The organism is Streptomyces sp. YIM S03343 (assembly GCF_054729195.1).
This window is the reverse complement of sequence record NZ_JBPUKX010000001.1, coordinates 1,801,313-1,823,478: the sequence shown is the minus strand read 5'-3', so window position 1 is coordinate 1,823,478 and position 22,166 is coordinate 1,801,313. Positions and strand designations below refer to the sequence as shown.

Below are 22,166 nucleotides of genomic sequence, written 5' to 3'. Positions count from 1 at the left end.
ATGAGTCAGCCGGCCGACACCAAGTCGTCCTCCACCCTGAAACGGGCGTTCGCCGCCATCGACCGGCTCCAGCGCGAGCTGGAGGCGGCACGCCGCCCACGCACCGAGCCCATCGCGGTGGTGAGCGTCGGCTGCCGCTTCCCGGGCGGCGTGGACGACGCCGACTCGTACTGGCGGCTGCTCGCCGGTGGCGTCGACGCCATCAGCGAGGTTCCGGCCGACCGCTGGGACGCCGGCGCCTTCTACCACCCGCAGGTGGGCCGCCCCGGGAAGATGACCACGAAATGGGGTGGCTTCCTCGACCGGATCGACGAGTTCGACGCCGCGTTCTTCGGCATCTCACCGCGCGAGGCCGAGGCGATGGACCCCAGCCAGCGCCTGGTGCTGGAGGTGGCCTGGGAGGCGCTGGAGAACGCCGGGTACGCCGACCTGGCCGGGAGCCGGACCGGTGTGTTCGTCGGCGTGATCGGCAACGACTACGGGATCCAGCGGTTCTCCCGCCCCGACGACCTGACGTCGTACGCGGTGACCGGCAACGCGCACAGCATCGTCTCGGGCCGCCTCGCATACCTGCTGGACCTGCGCGGCCCGGCGGTGTCGATCGACACCGCCTGCTCCTCCTCGCTGGTCGCCGTTCACCTCGCCTGCCAGAGCCTGCGGACCGGCGACTGCGACATGGCCCTCGCGGGCGGCGTGAACGTCATCCTCTCGCCGCTGGCCGGCGTCGGCTTCTCGCAGTTCGGCATGATGGCGCCGGACGGCCGGTGCCGGACCTTCGACGCCGGGGCGAACGGCTTCGTCCGCGGCGAGGGCTGCGGGATGGTGGTCCTCAAGCGCCTCTCCGACGCCGTCGCCGACGGCGACGACGTCCTCGCCGTCATCCGCGGCGGTGCCGCCAACCAGGACGGCCGCAGCACCGGCCTCACCGCCCCCAACGTGCTGTCGCAGCGCGAAGTGCTGCGCCGCGCCCTGGAGACGAGCGGTGTCGAGGCCGGGCAGGTGTCGTACGTTGAGGCACACGGCACCGGCACCGCTCTCGGCGACCCCATCGAGGTGGAGGCGCTGGCCGACGTCTACCCGGCGGCACCGGGGGCCGAGTGGCACCTCGGCTCGGTGAAGACCAACTTCGGCCATCTCGAGGCGGCCGCCGGGGTCGCGGGACTGATCAAGGTGGTCCTGTCGCTGCGTCACCGCAAGATCCCGCCGCACCTGCACTTCGAGCGCCTCAATCCCCACATCGCCCTCGACCGGCCTCCCTTCGCCATCCCGACTGAGCTGACCGAGTGGACTCCGCGCGACGGCCGCCGTATCGCCGGTGTCAGCAGCTTCGGCCTGAGCGGGACCAACGTGCATCTCCTCGTCGAGGAGGGCCCCGGCCGGGCGTCGGCCACCGCGGACGAGCGCCGGCCGCTGAGCGTTCTCGCCCTCTCCTCCCGCAGCGAAGCCGGACTGCGCCTGCTCGTGGAGCGGCACCGCGACCGGCTGGGGCACGCGGATGCGGCGCCGGTCGCGGACCACTGCTGGTCCGCCAACACCGGGCGCTCCCACTTCCCGCACCGCCTTGCGGTGGTGGGCGGGTCGGCGGCCGAACTCGACGTGGCGCTCGCCGGCGTCCTGGACCGCTCCGCGCCGAACCGGGGCGTCTTTACCGACGGGCGCGAGCCCGAGGTGGCGTTCCTCTACAGCGACGAGGGCACCGAGCGTCCCGGCATGGCCCACGCCCTGTACGAGGGCGCGCCGGTCTTCCGGGAGGCACTGGACCGCTGTCACGAACTGCTCCGGGACGACCTGGAGGTGCCGCTCCTCGACGTCCTGTTCCCCGAGGACCCGGGCGCGGCGCACCTGGCCCGGCCCGCCCTGGCGCAGCCGGCGATCTTCGCCGTGCAGTACGCGCTCACCGAGCTGTGGAGCGCGTGGGGCGTGCGGCCGACCGTGGTGTTCGGGCACGGCCTGGGCGAGATCGCGGCCGCCTGCACTGCCGGGGTGATGAGCCTGGAGGATGCGCTGCGGCTCGTGACGCAGCGGGCCCGCCTGCAGCTTCCGCCCGACTCACTTGCGGCCGAGCCAGACCTCGCGCCGCTGCGTCAGGTCGCCGGAGAGATCACCCAGTCGCCGCCGCGCATCCCGTTCGTCTCGGGCCTGGACGGGGCGCTCTGGCCGTGGGACGTGGCCCCCGACGCCGAGCACTGGTGCCGGCAGGTCCAGCGGCCGGTCCGGTTCGCCGACGCCGTATCGACGCTGGGAAGCCTCGGGCACACCCGCTTCGTCGAGATCGGCCCGGACGCGGTCCTCGTCGACCGGATACGGGCGGAACGGCCCGGCGACGAACTGCTCACCGCGCCGAGTCTCCGGGCCGGCGAGGACGACTGGCGTACCGTCCTGTCCACGCTCGCCGAGCTGTACGAGCACGGCACCGACGTCGACTGGGCCGGGTTCGACCGGGGCTACTCGCGCACGCGGGTGCCGGTGCCCACCTCGCCCTTCGTCCGGACGCGCCACTGGTACGACGCGCCGGAGGCCACCGTGGCCACGACGGCCGGTGACGAGGCCGACCGGCAGGACACGCCGGTCGCCGGGGAGACCACGGCCGCGTCCGCCGCCGACGGTTCGCGGCTCACCCGCGAGGCGCTGCTGGAGCTGAAGGAGGACGAGCGCTTCGACGTCCTCGCCGACCATCTCGCTCGCGGCGTCGGGGCGGCCCTGTCCGGCAGCGGCCCGCGCCGCCGCCTCGGCGCTCCCACCGTCGAGGTGGGGCTCGACCAGATCCTGCTCGACCTGGGCCTGGACTCGCTGATGGCCACGGGCCTGCGGAACCAGATCCGGGAACAGCTCGGGGTCACCCTGCCGCTCGTCACGCTGCTCAAGGGCGCGTCGGTCCGGCGGGTGGCGGAGCAGGTCCTCGAACAGCTGGAGGATGACGAGACCGGCACCGCGATCGGCACCGCGGAGACCGGCACCCCGGAGATCGGCGCTGCGGTCGGCACCGCAGAGGCGTCGGCCGACGACACCGAAGCGCTCCTCGCCGAGCTGGAGCGCCTGCCCGAGGCCGAGGCCCGCGCGCTGCTCGAGGAGGGACGCTGATGGCGAGCCTGCGCGAACGGCTGGCGAGTCTCTCGCCCGAGCAGCGCGAACTCCTCGCGAAGCGGCTGGCGGCACAGGCGCGGGAGAAGGTCTATCCGCTCTCCGCCATGCAGCAGCGGTTGTGGTTCCTGGAACGGCTCACACCCGGCACGACGGCGTACGTGGTGCCCGCGGCCGTGCGTGTGCGCGGTGCCCTCGACCGTGACCTGCTGCGCGCCGCCGTCACCGAGCTGGTCCACCGGCACGAGTCGCTGCGGACCGTCTTCGCCGAACGCGACGACAGCCCGGTGCAGGTGGTGGCGCCGCACCTGGCGGTGGAGATTCCGGAGGAGGACCTGCGCGCACTGCCCGCGGCGGAGCGGGAGGCGGCCTGCACGGAGAGGATCGCCGCCGAGATCTCGGCACCGTTCGACCTGACGGCCGGGCCGCTGCTGCGGATGCGGCTGCTGCGGACGGCCGACGACGAGCACCTCCTCGTCGTGGTCCTGCACCACATCATCTCGGACGGCTGGTCGGTGACCCTCCTCTTCGCGGAGTTCGCCGAGCTGTACGCGGCCTTCGCCGAGGGCCGTCCCTCCCCGCTGCCCCCGCTGGAGATCCAGTACGGGGACGTCGCCCTGTGGGAGCGGCGAAACGCGCAGCCGCAGGCCTCGGCCGGAGCGCTGCTCTACTGGAAGGAGCGCCTCGCCGGAGCCCCGCCGGTGCTGGAGCTGCCCCTGGACCACCCGCGTCCTTCGGCACAGTCCTTCCGCGGCGGCTCGTGGCACTTCGACCTGCCCGCCCAGCTCGTACGCGACCTGGCCGCCACCGGCCGTAAACGCGACGCCACGCCGTTCATGGTCCTCCTCGCGCTGTTCCAGGTGCTGCTGCACCGCTACACCGGACAGGACGACCTGGTCGTCGGCATCCCGGTCGCGGGCCGTGAGCGGGCCGAACTGGAACGGCTCATCGGCTTCTTCGTCAACACCCTGCCCATCCGCACCGATCTCTCCGGTGACCCGACCTTCGCCGAACTGCTGGAGCGGGTCCGCGACGCCTGCCTCGGCGCCTACGCACACCAGGAAGTGCCGTTCGAGAAGCTCGTGGAGGAGCTGAAGCCACCGCGCGATCTCAGCAGGCCGCCGATCGTCCAGATCAGTTTCGCCCACCAGACCCAGCCGCTGCCCACCCTGCACGTGGCGGGGCTCGAGTTCTCCCGCGTCACCGTCCGCAGCCGCACGGCACGGTTCGACCTGGAGCTGCAACTCGTCGAGGACGAGGGCGGCCTGAGCGGACTCTTCGAGTACAACAGCGACCTCTTCGACGAGGCGACCGTCGCCCGGCTGGCGGACCACCTGTGCCGACTGGCGCGGGAGGCGGCGGCCGACCCTGACCGGCCCGTCGGGGCGCTGCCGCTGCTCGGCGACGAGGAGCGGCGGTCGTTGTCGGCGCCGGGCGGCGACACCCGGCGTACCTGGCCCGAGGGCGACCTCGCTCACCTGCGGTTCGCCCGCCGGGCGCAGGAAGCGCCCAACGCCGAGGCGGTCCGCTTCGCGGACCACGCCCTGTCCTACGCGGAGTTGGACCGGCGTGCCAACCAGCTCGCCCACCGGCTGCGCCGCCTCGGGGTGGGCAGGGACGTGCTGGTCGCGCTCTGCCTGGAGCGGTCGCTCGACATGGTGGTCGCCCTGCTGGCCGTCCACAAGGCCGGCGGCGCCTACCTGCCCCTCGACCCGGTCTACCCCCGCTCGCGCCTGGAGTTCATGCTGCAGGACTCACGGGCCCCGGTGGTGCTCACCCAGCGCCGCGTGGCCGAGAGTGTGCCCGCCGGCGCCGCCGCCGTGCTCTGCCTCGACGAGCTGGGCGAGGAGCTCGCCGACGAGCCGGCTCACGCGCCCGCCGGTCAGACCGGCCCCGGCGACCTCGCGTACGTGATCTACACCTCGGGCTCGACCGGTAGACCGAAGGGTGTGCAGATCACCCACCGTGCTCTCGCCAACTTCCTGCGTTCCATGCAGGAGCGCCCGGGCATCACCCGCGACGACGTCCTCCTGGCCGTCACCAGCCTCTCGTTCGACATCTCCGTCCTGGAGCTTCTGCTGCCCCTGGTGGCCGGCGCGCACGTGGTGGTGGTCCCCCGGGACGTGGCCGCCGACGGCCCGGCGCTGGTGGAGGCGCTCGACGCCGCCGGAGCGACGCTCATGCAGGCCACCCCCGCGACCTGGCGGATGCTGGTCGAGTCGGGCTGGGCGGGCCGAGAGCACCTGCGGATGCTGTGCGGCGGCGAGGCACTGCCGGCGAGCCTCGCCGACCGGCTCCTGCCCCTGGGCGCGGAGCTCTGGAACATGTACGGCCCCACCGAGACCACCATCTGGTCGGCAATCTCTCGGATCGGCACCGGGCCGATCTCCCTCGGCGAACCGATCGCGAACACCGAACTGCTCGTCCTCGACCTGCGCGGACAGCCGGTGCCCACCGGCGTGCCGGGCGAGCTGCACATCGGCGGCGCCGGGCTGGCCCGTGGCTACCTGAACCGGCCGGAGCTGACCGCCGATCGCTTCGTCGCCCACCCGGCGCCGAACGGCCTGGGGGAGCGGCTCTACCGCACCGGCGACCTGGTGCGCCGACGCGGTGACGGCAGCATCGAATTCCTCGGCCGCATCGACTTCCAGGTGAAGGTCCGCGGCTTCCGCATCGAGCTCGGGGAGATCGAGCAGGCGCTCACCGCCCACCCCGGGGTGAGCGCCGCGGTCGTCACCGCCCGCGAGCACGCGGGGGACACCAGGCTGGTCGCCTACCTCACCTGTGCCGAGGCGCCGACGTCCTCGGAGGTCGCCACCTGTGCCGAGGCGCCGACGTCCTCGGAGGTCGCCGCCTTCCTGCGGGACAGCCTGCCCGAGTACATGGTGCCGTCGGCGTTCGTGTTCCTGACCGCGTTCCCGCTCACCCCCAACGGCAAGATCGACCGCGCGGCATTACCGGAGCCGGAGTTCGGCCGCGCCGGTCTGCGGACGCCCTACCGGGCCCCCGCCGACCCGCTGGAGCAGACGATCGCCGACGTCTTCGCCGGCCTGCTCGGCGTCGACCAGGTGGGAGTGGACGACGACTTCTTCGTACTGGGCGGCCACTCGCTGCTCGCCACTCAGGTCACCACCCGCCTGCGGTCCGTCCTCGGGGTGGAACTGCCCCTGCGGGAGCTCTTCGAGCGCCCCACGGTGTCCGCGCTCGCGGACCGGCTGCGGGAACGGGGCGCACAGCCGACGACGGGTACGGCACCGGGCGAGGGCGAGGTGCCGACCGTGCCCCGCCGTGCCGACCCCGGCCTGCCCGTGCCGCCGGCGTTCGCGCAGCGGCGGCTGTGGTTCCTCGAACAGCTCTCCCCCGGCAACCGCGCCTACCTGATACCCGCCGCCCTCCGTGTCCGCGGCCGTCTCGACGCCGCGGTGTTCCGGCGGGCCTGCGACGAGGTGATGCGGCGTCACGAGGCGCTGCGCGCGGTCTTCCCCGAGAGCGACGGCCAGCCCCGACTGGTCGTACGCCCGGAGGTCCCCGCCGAGTTGGAGGTGCACGACCTGGTGCCCCGACAGGCAGCGGCCCAGGACGGCGTCGAGGAGCAGGTCCGCGCCCGCGCGGAGAGCTTCTTCGCGCATCCCTTCCAGCTCTCGGACGGACCGCTGCTCCGCTTCGAGCTGCTCCGCGTCTCCGCCGAGGAGACCGTCGTGCTGCTCGCCATGCACCACATCGTCTCGGACCAATGGTCCCTGGGCGTCCTGCTGCGGGAAGTGCTCGCCCTCTACGCCGCCTTCGGTGCCGGCCGACAGAGCCCCCTGCCCGAACTCTCCGTGCAGTACCCGGACTTCGCCCTCTGGCAGGAGCAGGAGCTCGGCCGGCAGGCCGACGCGGACGACCTCGGCCACTGGGTCCGGCAGCTGCGCGGGGCACCCGCCGAGCTCAACCTGTCGCTGGCCCGCCCGCGCCCGCCGGAGAAGAGCTACCGGGGTGCCGCGCTGGAGCTTCGGCTCGACCCGCTCGTCGTCCGGCGGCTGCGCGCGCTCGGCCGGCAGGAGGGCGTCACGCTGTTCATGGTCCTGGCCGGCGCCTTCCAGACCCTGCTCGCCCGCCTCGGCGGCGCCGACGACGTGGTGATCGGCACGCCGGTGGCCAACCGGCGGCTGCCCGAACTCGAAGGGCTGATCGGGCTGTTCGTGAACACGCTGGCGCTGCGTACCGACCTCTCCGGCGACCCGAGCTTCAGGGAGCTGCTCGGGCGGGTGAGGCAGGTGTGCCTCGACGCGTACGAGCACCAGGACGTTCCGTTCGAGCGGCTGGTCGAGGCGCTCAAGCCGGAGCGCAGCCTGGCGCGTACCCCCATCTTCCAGGTCGGATTCGCCCTGCAGAACGTCCCGTTCCCGGCCTGGAGCGGCGGCGGGCTGCACGTCGAGCCGATGCCCGCCGACGGCGGCACGGCCAAGTTCGACCTCGAACTGCTGCTGACCGAGGAGGGCGACACCGTACACGGCCGTCTCGAGTACAGCCTCGACCTCTTCGACGCACCCACCGCCGGCCGCATCGCGCAGTACCTTCAGCGCCTCCTCGCCGCCGTGGCCGACCGGCCCGACCAGCCCGTCGCCGGCCTCCCGATCCTCGACGAGGCGGAGCGCCGCGAGGTGCTGGCCCTGGGCGACGGCGGCCTTCAGGAGTGGCCGGACGCGGGTCTCATCCACGAGATCTTCGAGGCGCAGGCCGACGCGACGCCGCACGCCGAGGCGCTGCGCTTCGAGGGCGAGCGGCTCACCTACGCCGAACTGGACCGCCGCGCCAACCGGCTGGCCCACCGTCTGCGCCGGCTGGGCGTGGGCCGGGACGTGCTGGTGGGCATCTGCATGGAGCGCTCCACCGAACTGGTGGTCTCACTGCTCGCCGTGCTCAAGGCCGGCGGCGCCTACCTGCCGCTGGACCCCGGCTATCCGCGCTCGCGCCTGGAGTTCATGCTGGCCGACGCCCGCGTGCCGGTGCTGCTGACGCAGCGCCGCCTGGTGCCGGGGCTGCCGGACCACGAGGCGGCCGTGCTCTGTGTGGACGAGGCGGCCGAGGACCTCGGGCGCGAGTCCGGCGAGCGGCCGCAGGTCCACGTCGGCGGCGAGGACCTCGCCTACGTCATCTACACCTCCGGCTCCACTGGGCGTCCCAAGGGCGTCATGAACGTCCACGCCGGCATTCGCAACCGCCTGCTGTGGATGCAGGACGCCTACCGGCTCGACGCCTCCGACCGCGTGCTGCAGAAGACGCCGTACTCCTTCGACGTGTCGGTCTGGGAGTTCTTCTGGCCCCTGACGACCGGCGCCTGCCTGGTGGTGGCCCGCCCGGAGGGGCACAAGGACGCCCGCTACCTGGTGGAGACCGTCCAGCGCGAGGGGATCACCACGCTGCACTTCGTGCCCGCGATGCTGCATGTCTTCCTGCTGGAGGACGGGGCGAAGGACTGCCGCGGACTGCGCCGGGTGATCTGCAGCGGCGAGGCGCTGCCCCGGGAGCTCCAGGAGCGCTTCTTCGACCGCCTGCCGGCCGAGCTGCACAACCTGTACGGCCCGACCGAGGCGGCCGTGGACGTCACCGCCTGGGCCTGTCGGCGCGACGGTGACACCCGGCCGGTACCCATCGGCCACGCCATCGCCAACACGCAGATGTACGTGCTCGATCCGGAGCTGCGGCCGGTGCCGAGCGGTGTCGTCGGCGAGCTGTGCATCGGCGGCCGCAACCTGGCCCGCGGGTATCTCGACCGCCCGGAGCTGACCGCCGAGCGTTTCGTCGCCCATCCGTTCGACCCGGATCCGGGGGCCCGCATCTACCGCACCGGGGACCTGGCGCGCTTCCGCGACGACGGGGCCATCGAATACCTGGGCCGGCTCGACCATCAGGTGAAACTCCGCGGGTTCCGCATCGAGCTCGGCGAGATCGAGCAGGTGCTGGCCGGTCATCCCGCCGTGCAGGAGGCCATCGTCACCGCCCGCGGACAGGGCGGCGACACCCGGCTCGTGGCGTACCTGACCGCCGACCAGCCGCCCACGGCGGGCGAGCTCATCGCCTACCTGAAGGAGCGGCTGCCGGACTACATGGTTCCGGCCGCCTTCGTCACCCTGCCCGCCTTCCCGCTCTCACCCAACGGCAAGGTGGACCGCGCCGCCCTGCCCGAGCCGGAGCTGTCCCGCCCCGAACTGGCTGTGCCCTACGAGGCGCCCAGGGACCGGGTGGAACGCACCATCGCCGAGATCTGGACCCGGTTGCTCGGCGTCGACCAGGTGGGCGTCAACGACAACTTCTTCGAGCTGGGCGGCCACTCGCTGCTCGTGGCCGAGCTGCGCAGCGCACTCGCCACGGAGCTGCGGCGTCCCGTCACGCTCGTCGAGCTGTTCCAGTTCCCGACGGTGCGCACCCTGGCCGAGCATCTGGCCGGCACCCCGGGCACGGCCGCCGATCCGATGGCCGACGTCCGCGGGCGGGTGGCCGGCCGCCGGGAGGCCATGGCGGCGCGCCGTGATGCCGCCGGCCGACGCTCCCGGAACCGCAACGAAATTCAAGGAGACCGACCGTGAGCGACTCGACCGACGACCTGTCGCAGGTGGCCATCATCGGCATGGCGGGGCGCTTCCCCAAGGCGGCCGACGTCGGCGCGTTCTGGGACAACCTGGCAGCCGGTGAGGAGTGCCTCTCCTTCTTCTCCGAGGAGAAGCTGCGCGAGCAGGGCGTCAGCCCGGCGCTCCTGGCACAGCCCGGGTACGTGCGTGCCAAGGGCGTCCTGGAGGGGGCCGACACCTTCGACGCCGGCTTCTTCGGGCTGTCCCCGCGCGAGGCCGAGCTGATGGACCCGCAGCACCGCGTGTTCCTCGAATGCACCTGGGAGGCGCTGGAGTCGGCCGGGTACGACCCGCAGGCGTTCCCGGGCCGGATCGGCGTCTTCGCCGGCGCCAGCCTCAACACCTACCTGCTCTTCAACCTGCTGGCGAACCGCGGCGTCGTCGAGACCCTCGGCCAGTACCAGACCCAGCTCGCCAACGACAAGGACTTCCTCGCCACCCGGGCCTCGTACAAGCTCGGCCTCAAGGGCCCCGGCATCACGGTGCAGACCGCCTGCTCCACCTCGCTGGTGGCGGTCCACCTCGCCTGCCAGAGCCTGCTCTCCGGGGAGTGCGACATCGCCCTGGCCGGCGGCGTCTCCGTCAACGTCCCGCTCCGCAACGGCTATCTGCACGAACCGGGCGGCATCCTGTCGCCGGACGGACACTGCCGTCCGTTCGACGCCGCCGCCGGGGGCACCGTCATCGGCAACGGCGTCGCCCTCGTGGTGCTGCGCCGGCTCGCCGACGCGCGTGAGCAGGGCGACCTCGTCGACGCGGTGATCCGGGGCTCGGCCGTCAACAACGACGGCGCGCTCAAGGTCGGCTACACCGCGCCGAGCGTCGAGGGCCAGGCGGAGGTGATCGCCGAGGCGCTGGGGATCGCGGGGGTGTCGCCGGAGACGGTGGGCTACGTGGAGACCCATGGGACCGGTACGGTCCTCGGCGACCCCATCGAGATCGCCGCCCTGACCCGCGCCTACCGTGAGGAGACCGAGGCGCGCGGCTACTGCGCCATCGGGTCGGTGAAGAGCAACGTCGGCCACCTCGACGCCGCCGCCGGGGCGACCGCGCTGATCAAGGCCACTCTCGCGCTCAAGAACGAGGCCATCCCCGCCAGCCTGCACTTCGAGCGGCCCAATCCGGAGCTTGCCCTGGAGACCAGCCCCTTCTTCGTGAACACCACGCACCGGCCCTGGCCCCGAGGCGGGGTGCCGCGCCGGGCCGGGGTGAGCTCGTTCGGCATCGGCGGGACCAACGCACACGTGGTGCTGGAGGAGGGGCCCGCGCCCCAGCCCGGCGAGCCCGGACGGCCCTGGCAGCTGCTGACCCTCTCGGCACGCACCAGCCAGGCCCTCGAACAGGCCGCGCAGCGACTGGCGGACCACCTCGAGACCAACCCGGGCGAGGAGCTCGCCGACGTCGCCTTCACCCTGGCGGCACGGCGGCGCGCCTTCGAACAGCGCCGGGCCGTGGTCTGCGCGGACCGCGCCGACGCCGTACGGCGGCTGCGGCAGGCGGCACGCGTCGGCGAGACGCGCACGGCGGGCCGGGCCGCGAAGGTGGCCTTCCTCTTCCCGGGCCAGGGGACGCAGTACGCCGGCATGGCCCGCGAGCTGTACGCCGACGAGCCGGTCTTCCGCGCCGAACTCGACCGCTGCCTCACGCTGTTCGCCCCGCATCTCGACGAGGATCTGCGGGCGGCCCTGTTCCCGCCGCCGGAGGAGGCCGAGAAGGCCGCGGAACGCCTGGAGCAGACGGCGCTCGCCCAGCCCGCCCTCTTCGCCGTGGAGTACGCCCTGGCCCGCACTCTGATGGCGTGGGGTCTCGTACCGCATGCCATGGCCGGTCACAGCATCGGTGAGTACGTGGCCGCCTGCGTTGCCGGCGTGTTCACGCTGGAGGACGCCACCGCGCTGGTGGCGGCACGCGGCCGGCTGATCCAGGCGACCCCGCACGGGGCGATGCTCGCCGTCTTCCTGCCCGAGGACGAGACGAAGGCCCTGCTCGACGACGACCTCTGCGTCGCAGCCGTCAACTCCGCCTCGCTCAGCGTGGTCGCCGGTCCGGTCCAGGCCGTCGAACGCCTGCAGCAGCGGCTCACCTCGTCCGGCATCGGCTGCCGACGCCTGCACACCTCGCACGCCTTCCACTCGCCCCTGGTGGAGGGGGCGGTACACCCCTTCCGGGAAGAGATCCGCAAGATCCGGCTGCACCCCCCGCAGATCCCCTTCAGCTCCAACGTGAGCGGGACCTGGATCGAGGACGCCCAGGCCACCGACCCCGAGTACTGGGGCACCCACCTGCGCTCCGCCGTGCGCTTCGCCGACAACCTGTCGGTGCTGCTCGCCGACCCGGACCTGCTCCTGCTGGAGGTCGGCCCGGGCCAGACGCTGTCGAACTTCGCCCGGCAGCACCGCTCGTGGACGCCGGACCGGGTCGTGGCCGCCACACTGCGCCAGCCCCGCGAGGAGCGCCCCGACCGGCAGGTGCTGCTGGAAGCCGTGGGGACGATGTGGTCCGGGGGTGCGGAGGTCGACTGGGAGGCACAGCACGACGCCGACAGCCGCCGCCGGGTGCGCCTGCCCTCGTACCCCTTCCAGCGGCAGCGGTACTGGGTGGAGCCCGGTCCGGCGGACCGTGCCCAGCCCGGCTCAGCCGAGGCCAGCCCGGCGGAGTCCGCGACCTGGACCTACACACCGAGCTGGCGGCGCCTCCCACCGACCGCGTCCCGGCCCCTCGACGCGTCGGGACCGTGGCTCGTGCTCGGCGCGGAGCTGCCCCTGGGCCGGACGCTGCGGCAGGGCCTGGAGGCCGCCGGCTGCACCGTCGTCGGGGTGTCCGCGGGTGACGGCTTCGCGCGGGACGGCGAGCGTTCCTTCACCGTCGACCCGGCCGACCGGGACGACTTCGAACGCCTCTTCGCCGCCCTCGGCGAGGACGACCTGCGACCGGCCCGCGCCCTGCACCTGTGGAGCCTCGCCACTGAACCCGCCGAAGACCTGGACCGGGCGCGGCTTGACCGCGCCCAGGACGCCGGCTTCCACAGCCTGCTGGCTCTCGCGCAGGCCCTGTCCGAGCAGCCCGGGCACCCGCCCCTCGCGCTCGACGTCCTCACCCGCGGCGTCTTCGATGTGACCGGAAAGGAGCGGCTCCAGCCCGAGAACGCCACCGTCCTCGGCCCGTGCACGGTGATCCCGCAGGAGGTGCCGGACGTCGGCTGCCGCGTCCTCGACCTCACCGGGCAGATCCTGGCCGCGCCGCCCGAGACGGTGCTCGACGCCCTGCGGGCTGCGGTGGGCGCGCCCCCGGCGGAGCGCGCGCTGGCCTGGCGCGGCAGCCACTGGTGGGCGCGGACGTTCGACCCCGTCCCCCTGGACGAAGGCGAGGGCGAGAGCGAGCCGGACAGCGGGCGGCTCCGCGACGAGGGCGTCTACCTCATCACCGGCGGGCTGGGCGGCATCGGTCTCGCGCTCGCCGAGCACCTGGCCGGCTCCGTGCGGGCACCGGCCATCGGGCTGCTCGGGCGCAGCGCCTTCCCGACGGAGGACGCCTGGCCGCAGTGGCTCGCCGAGCACGACGCCGACGACCCGACCAGCGCCCGGATCCGGCGCCTGGAAGCGCTGCGGAGCCTGGGCGCCCGGCCGGTGGTGCTCCACGCCGACGTCACCGACGCCGAGCAGACGAGCCGCGCGGTCAAGGAGCTGCGGGCCCGTTTCGGCGCGCTCAACGGCGTCGTCCACGCGGCGGGGACCCCAGCGAGCGGGCTGCTCGCCGGGAAGTCCCGCGCCGACGCCGAGGCCGTGCTCGCCGCCAAGACGCGCGGCACGCTGGTGCTCGACACGGTGTGCTCCCACGACCCCCTGGACTTCTTCATCCTGTTCTCGTCGCGGACCGCGGTCGTCGGCGGGCCCGGCCAGGTCGACTACTGCGCGGCCAACGCGTTCCTGGACGCCTTCGCCGCCTGGCGCACCGCGGACGGGTCCGCGCCGGTGACGGCGGTGGCCTGGGACACCTGGCGTGAGACCGGCATGGCGGCGGGCCTGCACGCGCTGCCCGGCGCCGACGCGGGCACCGGCGAGGACTTCGGTCACCCGCTGCTGCAACGCCGCCTGCAGCGGACGGAGAGCACCGAGGTCTTCAAGACCACGATCCGCACCTCGGACAGCTGGATCGTCGACGAGCACCGGATGCAGGGGCACGGCCTGGTTCCCGGTACCACTTACCTGGAGATGGTCCGGGCTGCGGTGGAGCCCCTGGCGGCGGGACGCGAGATCGAGTTCCGTGACGTGCTGTTCCATCTGCCGGTGATCGTCCCCGACGGGCAGGAGCGTGACCTGTACACGGTCCTGGACCGCAAGGACGGCGAGGACGGCGAGGACGGCGACCTGAGCTTCCGGATCCGCAGCCGCGTGCCGGGGGCGGCGCAGGACTGGCAGGAGCACGCCACCGGCTCCGTGCTGCTGCACGAACGCTCGGAGCGTACGCCGCGCGAGGTCGCCGAGCTGCTCGAGGAATCCGGTGCCGAGGAGGTGATCGAGGGCGAGCAGGCGCTGCGGCACCGGCTCCGGCTGGACTTCGCCGCCGAGGGCGGGATCATCCGGTTCGCCGTGCAGGGCCGCTGGCGCTGCCTCACCCGCATCCACGTCGGCCCCCGGGGCCTGGTGGCGGTCCTGGAGCTTCCGGAGCAGTACGCCGACGACCTCGACACCTACCGGCTGCACCCCGCGCTGCTGGACGTGGTCGGCGGTTCGTCCCGCGTGCACGCCGCCGAGGGCTACTACCTGCCGTTCTGGTACGGCAGCCTACGGTTCGTACGCGGCCTGACCCGGCGGATGGCCTGCCACATCCGGATCAAGGAGGGCGGTGACACGTCCGGCGAGACCCTGGTCTGCGACGCCGACGTCTACGACGACGAGGGCCGGCTGCTGGTGCGGCTCGGTGACTTCATCATGAAGCGCATCCACGAGCCCGAGATGATGCGCGAACAGGTCGAGTCGGCAGCGGCGGCCCTGGCACCCGAGGCTCCGGAGCCCGCCGCGCACGAGCCGGCGGGACTGGCGGCGCTGCACGCCCTGGCCACCGGCATGACCGCGCAGGAGGGCACGGAGCTGTTCGGCCGCATCCTGCGGGCCCGGCCGCTGCCGGCGCAGCTCGTCGTCTCCCGGCAGGACCTGGACACCGTGCGACGCCTGGCCGCCGAGATCGACCCGGCCCGGCTGGCGGCGGAGCTGGAGACGGCCGCGCCGGCCGCGGCGCACCCGCGTCCCGACCTGGACACCCCGTACGTGGCGCCGGGCACCGAGGCGGAGGCCGCCGTCGCGGCCATCTGGCAGGAGGCGCTCGGCGTCGATCCGATCGGCCTGCACGACGACTTCTTCGCGCTCGGCGGTCACTCGCTGGCGGCGGTGCAGATCGGCACCCGGCTCCGGGCCCACTTCGGGGTGGAGCTGACACTGCGTGACTTCTTCGACCTGCCGACCGTGGCCAACACCGCCCGGCTCCTCGCCGCCGGCGGCTCGGACGGCGGAACGGCGGCGGAGGAACCCGCCCCCATCGTGCGGCTGGCACGCGACGAGCCGGCCGACGTGACCGACGTGGGCGACGTGACCGACGTGGACGAGCTCCAGGACGACGAAGTGGACGCCATGCTGCGGAAGCTCCTCGCGGAGGAAGCTGCCGCGGAAGGGGAGAACGAGGCATGAGCATGCCTGATCTGGACGGCATGACCGCCGAGCAGAAGCGGAAGCTGCTGGCCGAGCGGCTGGGCCGGGCCCGGCGACCGCGGGTGCGCCAGTTCCCCGTCTCCTTCTCGCAGCAGCGGCTCTGGTTCCTGCAGCAGCTGGTGCCGGGCAGCGCCGCCTACAACGTCCCCACCGCGGTGCGGATCAACGGGCCGCTGGATCTGGACGTGTGGCAGCGCTGCACCGACGAGATCGTGCGGCGCCACGAGGCGTTGCGCACCACCTTCACGGAGGTCGACGGCGAGCCCGTACAGCGGGTGGCCGAGACGGGGCGGGCCGACTTCGCCGTGGTCGACTGCACCCACCTCTCCGGCGACGACCGTGAGCGGGAGGTCCGGCGCCTGGCCCGTGAGGAGGTCCGGCGGCCGTTCGTGCTGGAGCAGGGCCCGCTCCTGCGGGTCAGGGTGTTCCGGCTGGCTCCCGAGGAGCACGTCCTGCTCCTCACCATGCACCACATCGTCGCCGACCTCTGGTCCATGGCGGTGGCGGTCCGGGAGCTGGTCGCCCTCTATCCGGTCCTGCGCGCGGGCGGCGGCTCACCGCTGCCCGAGCTGTCCGTCCAGTACGCTGACTACGCCGCTTGGCAGCGCGGTCAGGCGGACGGCCCGGGCGTGGCCGGTGACCTGGCGTACTGGAAGGAGACGCTCGACGGCGCCCCGCCGGTGCTCGCCCTTCCGACCGACCGCCCGCGCCCGCCCGTGCAGACGTCACGCGGCGGATCGGTCCCCTTCGAACTGCCCGGACCGCTGATGAGGCGGCTGCGCGCGCTGAGTCAGCGGGAGGGCGCGACGCCCTTTATGACGCTGATGGCCGCGTTCGCCGTGGTGCTCCAGCGCTACGCCGGCCAGGACGACCTGGTGATCGGCGCGCCCGTCGCGGGCCGGACCCGTCCCGAACTGGAGCCGTTGATCGGGTTCTTCGTCAACACCCTGGCCCTGCGGGCGGACCTGACCGGCGACCCCACGTTCCGCGAGGCCCTGGCGCGGGTGCGCGCGACCTGCCTGGGCGCCTACGCCCACCAGGAGCTGCCGTTCGAACGGCTGGTGGAGGAGCTGCACCCCAAGCGTGACCTCTCCCGGTCGCCGCTGTTCCAGGTGTCGTTCGTCTTCCAGAACATCGACATGCCGGAGCTGGACCTGGGCGGGCTGAGGGTCACCCCGCTGACGCTGGAGAGCGCCACCGCCCGGTTCGACCTGGAGCTGCAGGTCTTCGACCGGCCGGACGGGCTGAGCGGCTGGTTCGAGTACAACGCCGACCTGTTCGACGGCGCCACCATCGAGCAACTGTCGACGTCGCTGCGCGTCCTCGTCGAGGAGATCACCGACGCACCCGACCGCCGCCTCTCCGAGCTGAGCCTGCTCACCGAGGAGCAGCAGCGCCGGCTGGCCCGGGAGCCCAATGACACCCGGCGCGCCTGGCCGGACCTGCGCCTGGCCCATCACGCCTTCGAGGAGCGGGCCCGGGCGACACCGGAGGCGGAGGCCCTGCGCTGCGGGGAGCAGACCCTGACGTACGCCGAACTCGACCGGCGGGCCAACCGGTTGGCGCACCACCTGCACCGGCTGGGCGTCGGGCGGGGCGACCTGGTCGGGATCTGCACCGAGCGCACACCGGAGATGGTGGTGGCGGTCCTCGGCACGCTCAAGTCCGGCGCCGCCTACGTGCCGCTGGACCCGGCGTACCCGAGCGAGCGCCTCGCCTTCATGCTGGCGGACTCCGGGCTCAAGCTCCTGCTCACCCAGCGCACTGTCCTCGCCGGCCTGCCCGAGCCGGCCGTAAAAGTCGTCTGCCTGGACGAGGCCGGCGAGGCGCTGGAGGCCGAGCCCGCCACCCGGCCGGACGTGGAGAGCCAGGGCGAGGACCTGGCCTACATCATCTACACCTCCGGCTCGACCGGCAGGCCCAAGGGCGTGCAGATCCCGCACCGCGCGCTCGCCAACTTCCTCCGGTCGATGGGGGAACGGCCGGGGATCGGCCCGGACGACACCCTGGTGGCGGTCACCACGCTGTGCTTCGACATCTCCATGCTGGAGCTGCTGCTGCCGCTCACGACCGGTGCGCGGGTGATCCTGGCGGACCGCGAGACGGCCTCCGACGGCCGACGGCTGCGCGCGGTGCTGTCGGAGTCCGGGGCCACGCTGATGCAGGCCACTCCGTCCACGTGGCGGCTGCTGCTCGACGCCGGCTGGTCGCCGCGCCCCGGCTTCCGCATGCTGTGCGGCGGCGAGGCGCTCCCCGCCGACCTGGCCCGCCGGCTCAGCCGCGACGGCGGCGAGCTGTGGAACATGTACGGCCCCACCGAGACCACCATCTGGTCGGCGGTGGCCCGGATCGTCGAGGGCACCGTCTTCCTGGGCGAGCCGATCGCCAACACCGAACTGCACGTGCTCGACGCCCGGGGCGCGCTCGTCCCGCCGGGCGTTCCCGGGGAGCTGCACATCGGCGGTAGCGGGCTGGCGCGCGGCTATCTCGGCCGCCCGGAGCTCACCGCCGAGCGGTTCGTGCCGCACCCGTTCCCCATCGGCCTCGGCAACCGGCTGTACCGCACCGGGGACCTGGTCCGCCGGCGCGGCGACGGCAGCCTCGAATTCCTCGGCCGCATCGACCATCAGGTGAAGCTGCGCGGCTTCCGGATCGAGCTGGGGGAGATCGAGGCGGTCCTGGCACGGCAGTCGGCCGTCCGGCAGGCGGTGGTGACCGTACGCGAGGACACACCGGGCGACCAGCGCCTGGTGGCGTACGTGGTCGCCGACCCGTCCGGAGCCGATTCCGGCGCGGGTTCCGACGAGCTGGACCAGTGGCGCGACATCTGGGACACGGCGTACGACGAGCCGGACGCGGACGTCGACCCGTCCTTCGACATCCGCGGCTGGACGAGCAGCTACACCGGCGAGCCCATCCCCGCCGAGGAGATGCGTGACTGGGTCGACCGCACCGCTGAGCGCGTGCTGAGCCGCGAGCCGCAGTCGGTGCTGGACGTGGGCTGCGGCACCGGCCTGATCCTGCACGCGGTCGCACCGCACTGCAAGCGGTACTGGGGCACCGACTTCTCGGCTGTGGCGCTGGCGCGGCTGCGCCGGGCGGCGGCCGATCCCGATCGCTTCCCCGGCGACGTACAGCTGCACGAATGCGCCGCGGACCGCCTCGACCGGCTGCCGGACCAGCAGTTCGACGTCGTCCTCCTCAACTCGGTGGTGCAGTACTTCCCCGACGAGGAGTACCTGGCCCGGGTGATCGCGGGAGCGCTGCCCCGGCTCGCCCCGGGCGGCGCCGTCGTGGTGGGCGACGTCCGCAGCCTTCCGCTGCTGGAGGCGTTCCACGCCTCGGTCGAGCTGCACAAGGCGGCACCCGACGTGAGCGCCGACGCGCTGCGCAAGCTCGTGCGACGCCGGGCCGCCGAGGAGGAGGAACTGGTCATCGACCCGCGCTTCTTCCTGGCGTTGCAGGCCCGGCTGCCCGGCATCGCCGGAGTGCGGATCCTGCCCAAGCACGGCGGGTACGACAACGAGCTGACCCGCTTCCGGTACGACGTGATCCTCACGACCGAACCGGAGGCCCCGCCCGCCGCCCTTTCCCCGCTCGACTGGGATGCCGACGGGCTCTCCCTCCCGGCCCTGCGGGAGCGGCTCGCCCCGGCCGCCGCGGACGTCATCGCCGTCCGGGACGTGCCGAACGCGCGGGTGCGGCCCTTCGCCGACCTGCTGGAGCGGCTGGACAGCACCGGTGGCACGGCCGCCGACCTGCGGCAGAGCCTGGCGCTCACGACCGCGGACGCCGTCGATCCCGAGGAACTGGCCGCCCTGGCCGAACAGACCGGATACCGGGCCGAACCGGACTGGACCCGGCACGGCCCGGACGGCGCGTTCGACCTCGTGCTGCGCCGGCTGGGCGGCGACGGACACCCCGTGGCTCCGGCGTGGGCCTTCCCGCAGGCGGCTGAGGTGCCGCCCGGGCCGCTGTCCACGTGGGTGAACGGTGCCGCGTCCCGCCGCGCCCGCAAACTGCAGCCGCAGCTGCGTGCCGCACTGGGCGAGAAGCTGCCCGACTACATGCTCCCCTCCGCGTTCGTGTTCCTCGACGCGCTGCCCCTCACCCCCAACGACAAGGTGGACCGCAAGGCGCTGCCCGAGCCCCAGGCCGTCCGCTCCGATCCGCGCACGCCCTACCAGGCGCCGCGCAACGACTTGGAGCGGGACCTCGCCGAGATCTGGGAACAGCTCCTGCACCTGGAGGAGGCGAGCGTCCACGACGACTTCTTCGAATCGGGCGGCCACTCGCTGCTCGCCACTCAGGCGATCTCGCGGATCCGGACCCGGCTGGGACGGGAGGTGTCCCTGCGCGACATCTTCGAGTACCCGACCGTCGCGGCGCTCGCCGCATGGCTGGCGGACGGCGACGCGGAGGGCGGCGGCGCGGCGTTCGTACCCATCCCGGCGGCCGAGCGCAGCGGGGACCTCCCGCTGTCGTACGCGCAGGAATGGCTCTGCGTCGACCACCCGCGCGGCCCCGAGAGTCCCGCCCACAACGTGGTGACCGCCGCGCGTCTGCGCGGACCGCTCGACGAGGACGCCCTGGCACGCGCCTTCGACCACGTGGTGCGGCGGCACGAATCGCTGCGCACCCGCCTGGTCCCGCGGCCGACGGGACTGGTACAGGTCGTCGACGCCACCGGCACCTGGCCGCTGACCCGGTCCCGGCTGGAGGGCCCCGCGTCCGAAGATCCGCGCCGGGCGATCCGGGACATCCTCGACGAGGAGAGCAGCCGGCCCTTCCGCCTGGCGGAGGGCCCGCTGGTACGGGGGCGGCTGGCCACCCTCGGCGACGAGGAGCGGATCCTGGTGCTCACCGTCCACCACGCCGTCACCGACAACTGGTCGTACGGGGTGCTGCTGCAGGACCTGGCCGGCGCCTACGAGGCCCTCGCCGACGGGCGGGAGCCGAAACTTCCGGACCTTCCGCTCCAGTTCGCCGACTTCGCGGCATGGCAGCGCCAGGCGTTCGAGAGCGGCGCGCCGGCCGCGGACACCGAGTACTGGCGCCGTACCCTCGCGGAGCTTCCGCCGCCGCCGCGGCTGGACGACGTCCGGCTCCCGGACGAGGCGGCGCCGACCCCCTCGGGCCACGCCTTCGAACTGTCCCCGGACCTGACCGCCGCGCTGCGGGAGTTCGCCGAGCGCGAGGGCGCGACCCTCTTCATGGCGCTCCTGGCCGCCTTCGGCGTCTCGCTCGCCGCGTACACCGGGAGCCGGGACCTCGCCGTCGACTTCCCCGTCGCGGGCCGGGACCGGCCCGAGACCGAGCAGCTCATCGGCTTCTTCGTGAACCCGCTGGTGCTGCGCGCGGATCTCGGCGGGAATCCCAGCTTCCGCGAGCTGGTCGCCCGGGCCCGGGAGCGGATCCTGGAGGCGTACGCCCACCAGAGCGCGCCGCTGCAACCCCTGCGCCGCGAGTTCGCGGCGCAGTGCGAACGGGTCCGCCTGGGGTTCAACCTGCTCAACGCGCCACTGCCCGCCGCGGTGCTGCGCGACGTCCGGCTGGAACCGCTCGCCGCCGACTGGGGATTCGTGTACGTGCCGCCGGGGATGGAACCGGGGTCGGTGGATCTCAGCCTCATCATGCTCGAGGACGCGGGGGCGCTGCGCGGGATCTGGATGCACGCCGCCGAACGCGTCGATCCACGGCTGGTCGGCCGGGTGACCCGCCAGTGGAGCCGGTTGCTGGAGATGGTGGTGGCCGATCCCGACCGCCGGATCGAGGAGTTGTGCCGGCTCCTGCGGGAGGACGAGGCGCCCGCCACCGCGAGCGGTGCCGGCGCGGAGGGGAACGAAGAATGACGCAGCAGTGGTTCCGGGTGCCGCAGCCCCGGCCGGCCGCGGCCACCCGCTTGGTGTGCCTGCCGTACGCAGGCGGGTCGGCCGCGGTGTACCGCACATGGGACCAGCTCGTACCGAGCGACGTGGAGGTCTGTCCCGTCGAACTGCCCGGCCGCGGCATGCGCATCGGTGAGCAGCCCTTCTCCCGCCTCCGGCCGCTGGTCCGTGCGCTGGCGGACGCGATGGAGCCGCTGCTCGACCGGCCCTTCGCACTCTTCGGGCACAGTCTCGGCGGACTGGTGGCGTTCGAGCTGGCACGGCTGCTGCGCCGCCGCGGGTGGCCCGTGCCCTGCCACCTGTTCGTGTCGGCTTCCGCAGCCCCCGCCCGACGCCGCGAGCCGGTGCTGCACAACGCCTCCGACGCCGAGTTGAAGGCCCGGTTGCGCGAGTTCAACGGAACGCCCCGCGAGGTCCTGGAGAACGACGAGCTCATGGAGCTGATCATGCCCGTGCTCCGTGCGGACTTCGCGGTCCTGGAGACGTACGAGTACCACGAGGAGCCACCGCTCGACGTGCCGATCACGGTGTTCGGCGGCATCCACGACCGCACGGTGCGGCCCTCGGAACTGGAGGGATGGCGCGGGCAGTCGACCAGCTCACGCCTTCGTCTGCTGCCGGGCGATCACTTCTTCATCCACGGAATGGCTTCCGAACTCGTGCGGCTCGTCGTCGCCCACCTCACGCCGCAGCAGCTCGTCGGCGCGGTGGGCGAAGAGGTGGGCTTCGCGCTCGGTGGACAGTGCCAGGGCTCGTTCGGCGGTGGCCCGGACGGTGGCGGCGGGTTCGCCGCGGGCTTCTAGGACCCGCGCCCGCAGCAGGAGCAGCAGGCCCTCGGCGGAGCGCTGGCCGTGTGCGTCGAGGGCCGAGTCCGCCCG

The 22,166-nt window shown here is 73.3% G+C and carries 5 protein-coding genes; all 5 read left to right on the top strand.

What is annotated here, in order from left to right; all coding sequences use genetic code 11:
- Genes ACSYGN_RS07910 through ACSYGN_RS07890 form a run of 5 tightly spaced genes read left to right on the top strand, consistent with a single transcriptional unit; the run spans nt 1 to nt 22,091 of the window.
- Nucleotides 1-3,081 carry a type I polyketide synthase gene (locus tag ACSYGN_RS07910; protein ID WP_460393297.1) on the top strand — a complete coding sequence of 1,027 codons (3,081 nt, stop codon included), beginning with the start codon at nt 1-3 and terminating at the stop codon, nt 3,079-3,081.
- On the top strand, nt 3,081-9,653 hold the full coding sequence (locus ACSYGN_RS07905) for an amino acid adenylation domain-containing protein (RefSeq protein WP_460393295.1): 6,573 nt from the start codon (nt 3,081-3,083) through the stop codon (nt 9,651-9,653). The genes ACSYGN_RS07910 and ACSYGN_RS07905 overlap by 1 nt, the downstream gene beginning before the upstream one ends.
- The gene (locus ACSYGN_RS07900) at nt 9,650-15,379 is read left to right on the top strand and encodes a type I polyketide synthase (protein WP_460393293.1); all 5,730 of its coding nucleotides are present in this window, start codon (nt 9,650-9,652) and stop codon (nt 15,377-15,379) included. The genes ACSYGN_RS07905 and ACSYGN_RS07900 overlap by 4 nt, the downstream gene beginning before the upstream one ends.
- The gene (locus ACSYGN_RS07895; RefSeq protein ID WP_460393291.1) at nt 15,376-21,252 is read left to right on the top strand and encodes an amino acid adenylation domain-containing protein; all 5,877 of its coding nucleotides are present in this window, start codon (nt 15,376-15,378) and stop codon (nt 21,250-21,252) included. Before ACSYGN_RS07900 ends, ACSYGN_RS07895 begins: the two co-directional genes overlap by 4 nt.
- Nucleotides 21,249-22,091 (top strand): thioesterase II family protein, encoded by an 843-nt coding sequence (locus ACSYGN_RS07890; RefSeq protein WP_460393289.1) that lies wholly within the window; start codon nt 21,249-21,251, stop codon nt 22,089-22,091. The genes ACSYGN_RS07895 and ACSYGN_RS07890 overlap by 4 nt, the downstream gene beginning before the upstream one ends.
- Nucleotides 22,092-22,166: the final 75 nt, after the last annotated feature.

What these genes read in the sequence shown, in the direction of transcription:
- ACSYGN_RS07910 (WP_460393297.1), top strand. Translation starts at nt 1, where the DNA reads ATGAGTCAGCCGGCCGACACCAAGTCGTCCTCCACCCTGAAACGGGCG.
- ACSYGN_RS07905 (WP_460393295.1), top strand. Translation starts at nt 3,081, where the DNA reads ATGGCGAGCCTGCGCGAACGGCTGGCGAGTCTCTCGCCCGAGCAGCGC.
- ACSYGN_RS07895 (WP_460393291.1), top strand. Translation starts at nt 15,376, where the DNA reads ATGAGCATGCCTGATCTGGACGGCATGACCGCCGAGCAGAAGCGGAAG.
- ACSYGN_RS07890 (WP_460393289.1), top strand. Translation starts at nt 21,249, where the DNA reads ATGACGCAGCAGTGGTTCCGGGTGCCGCAGCCCCGGCCGGCCGCGGCC.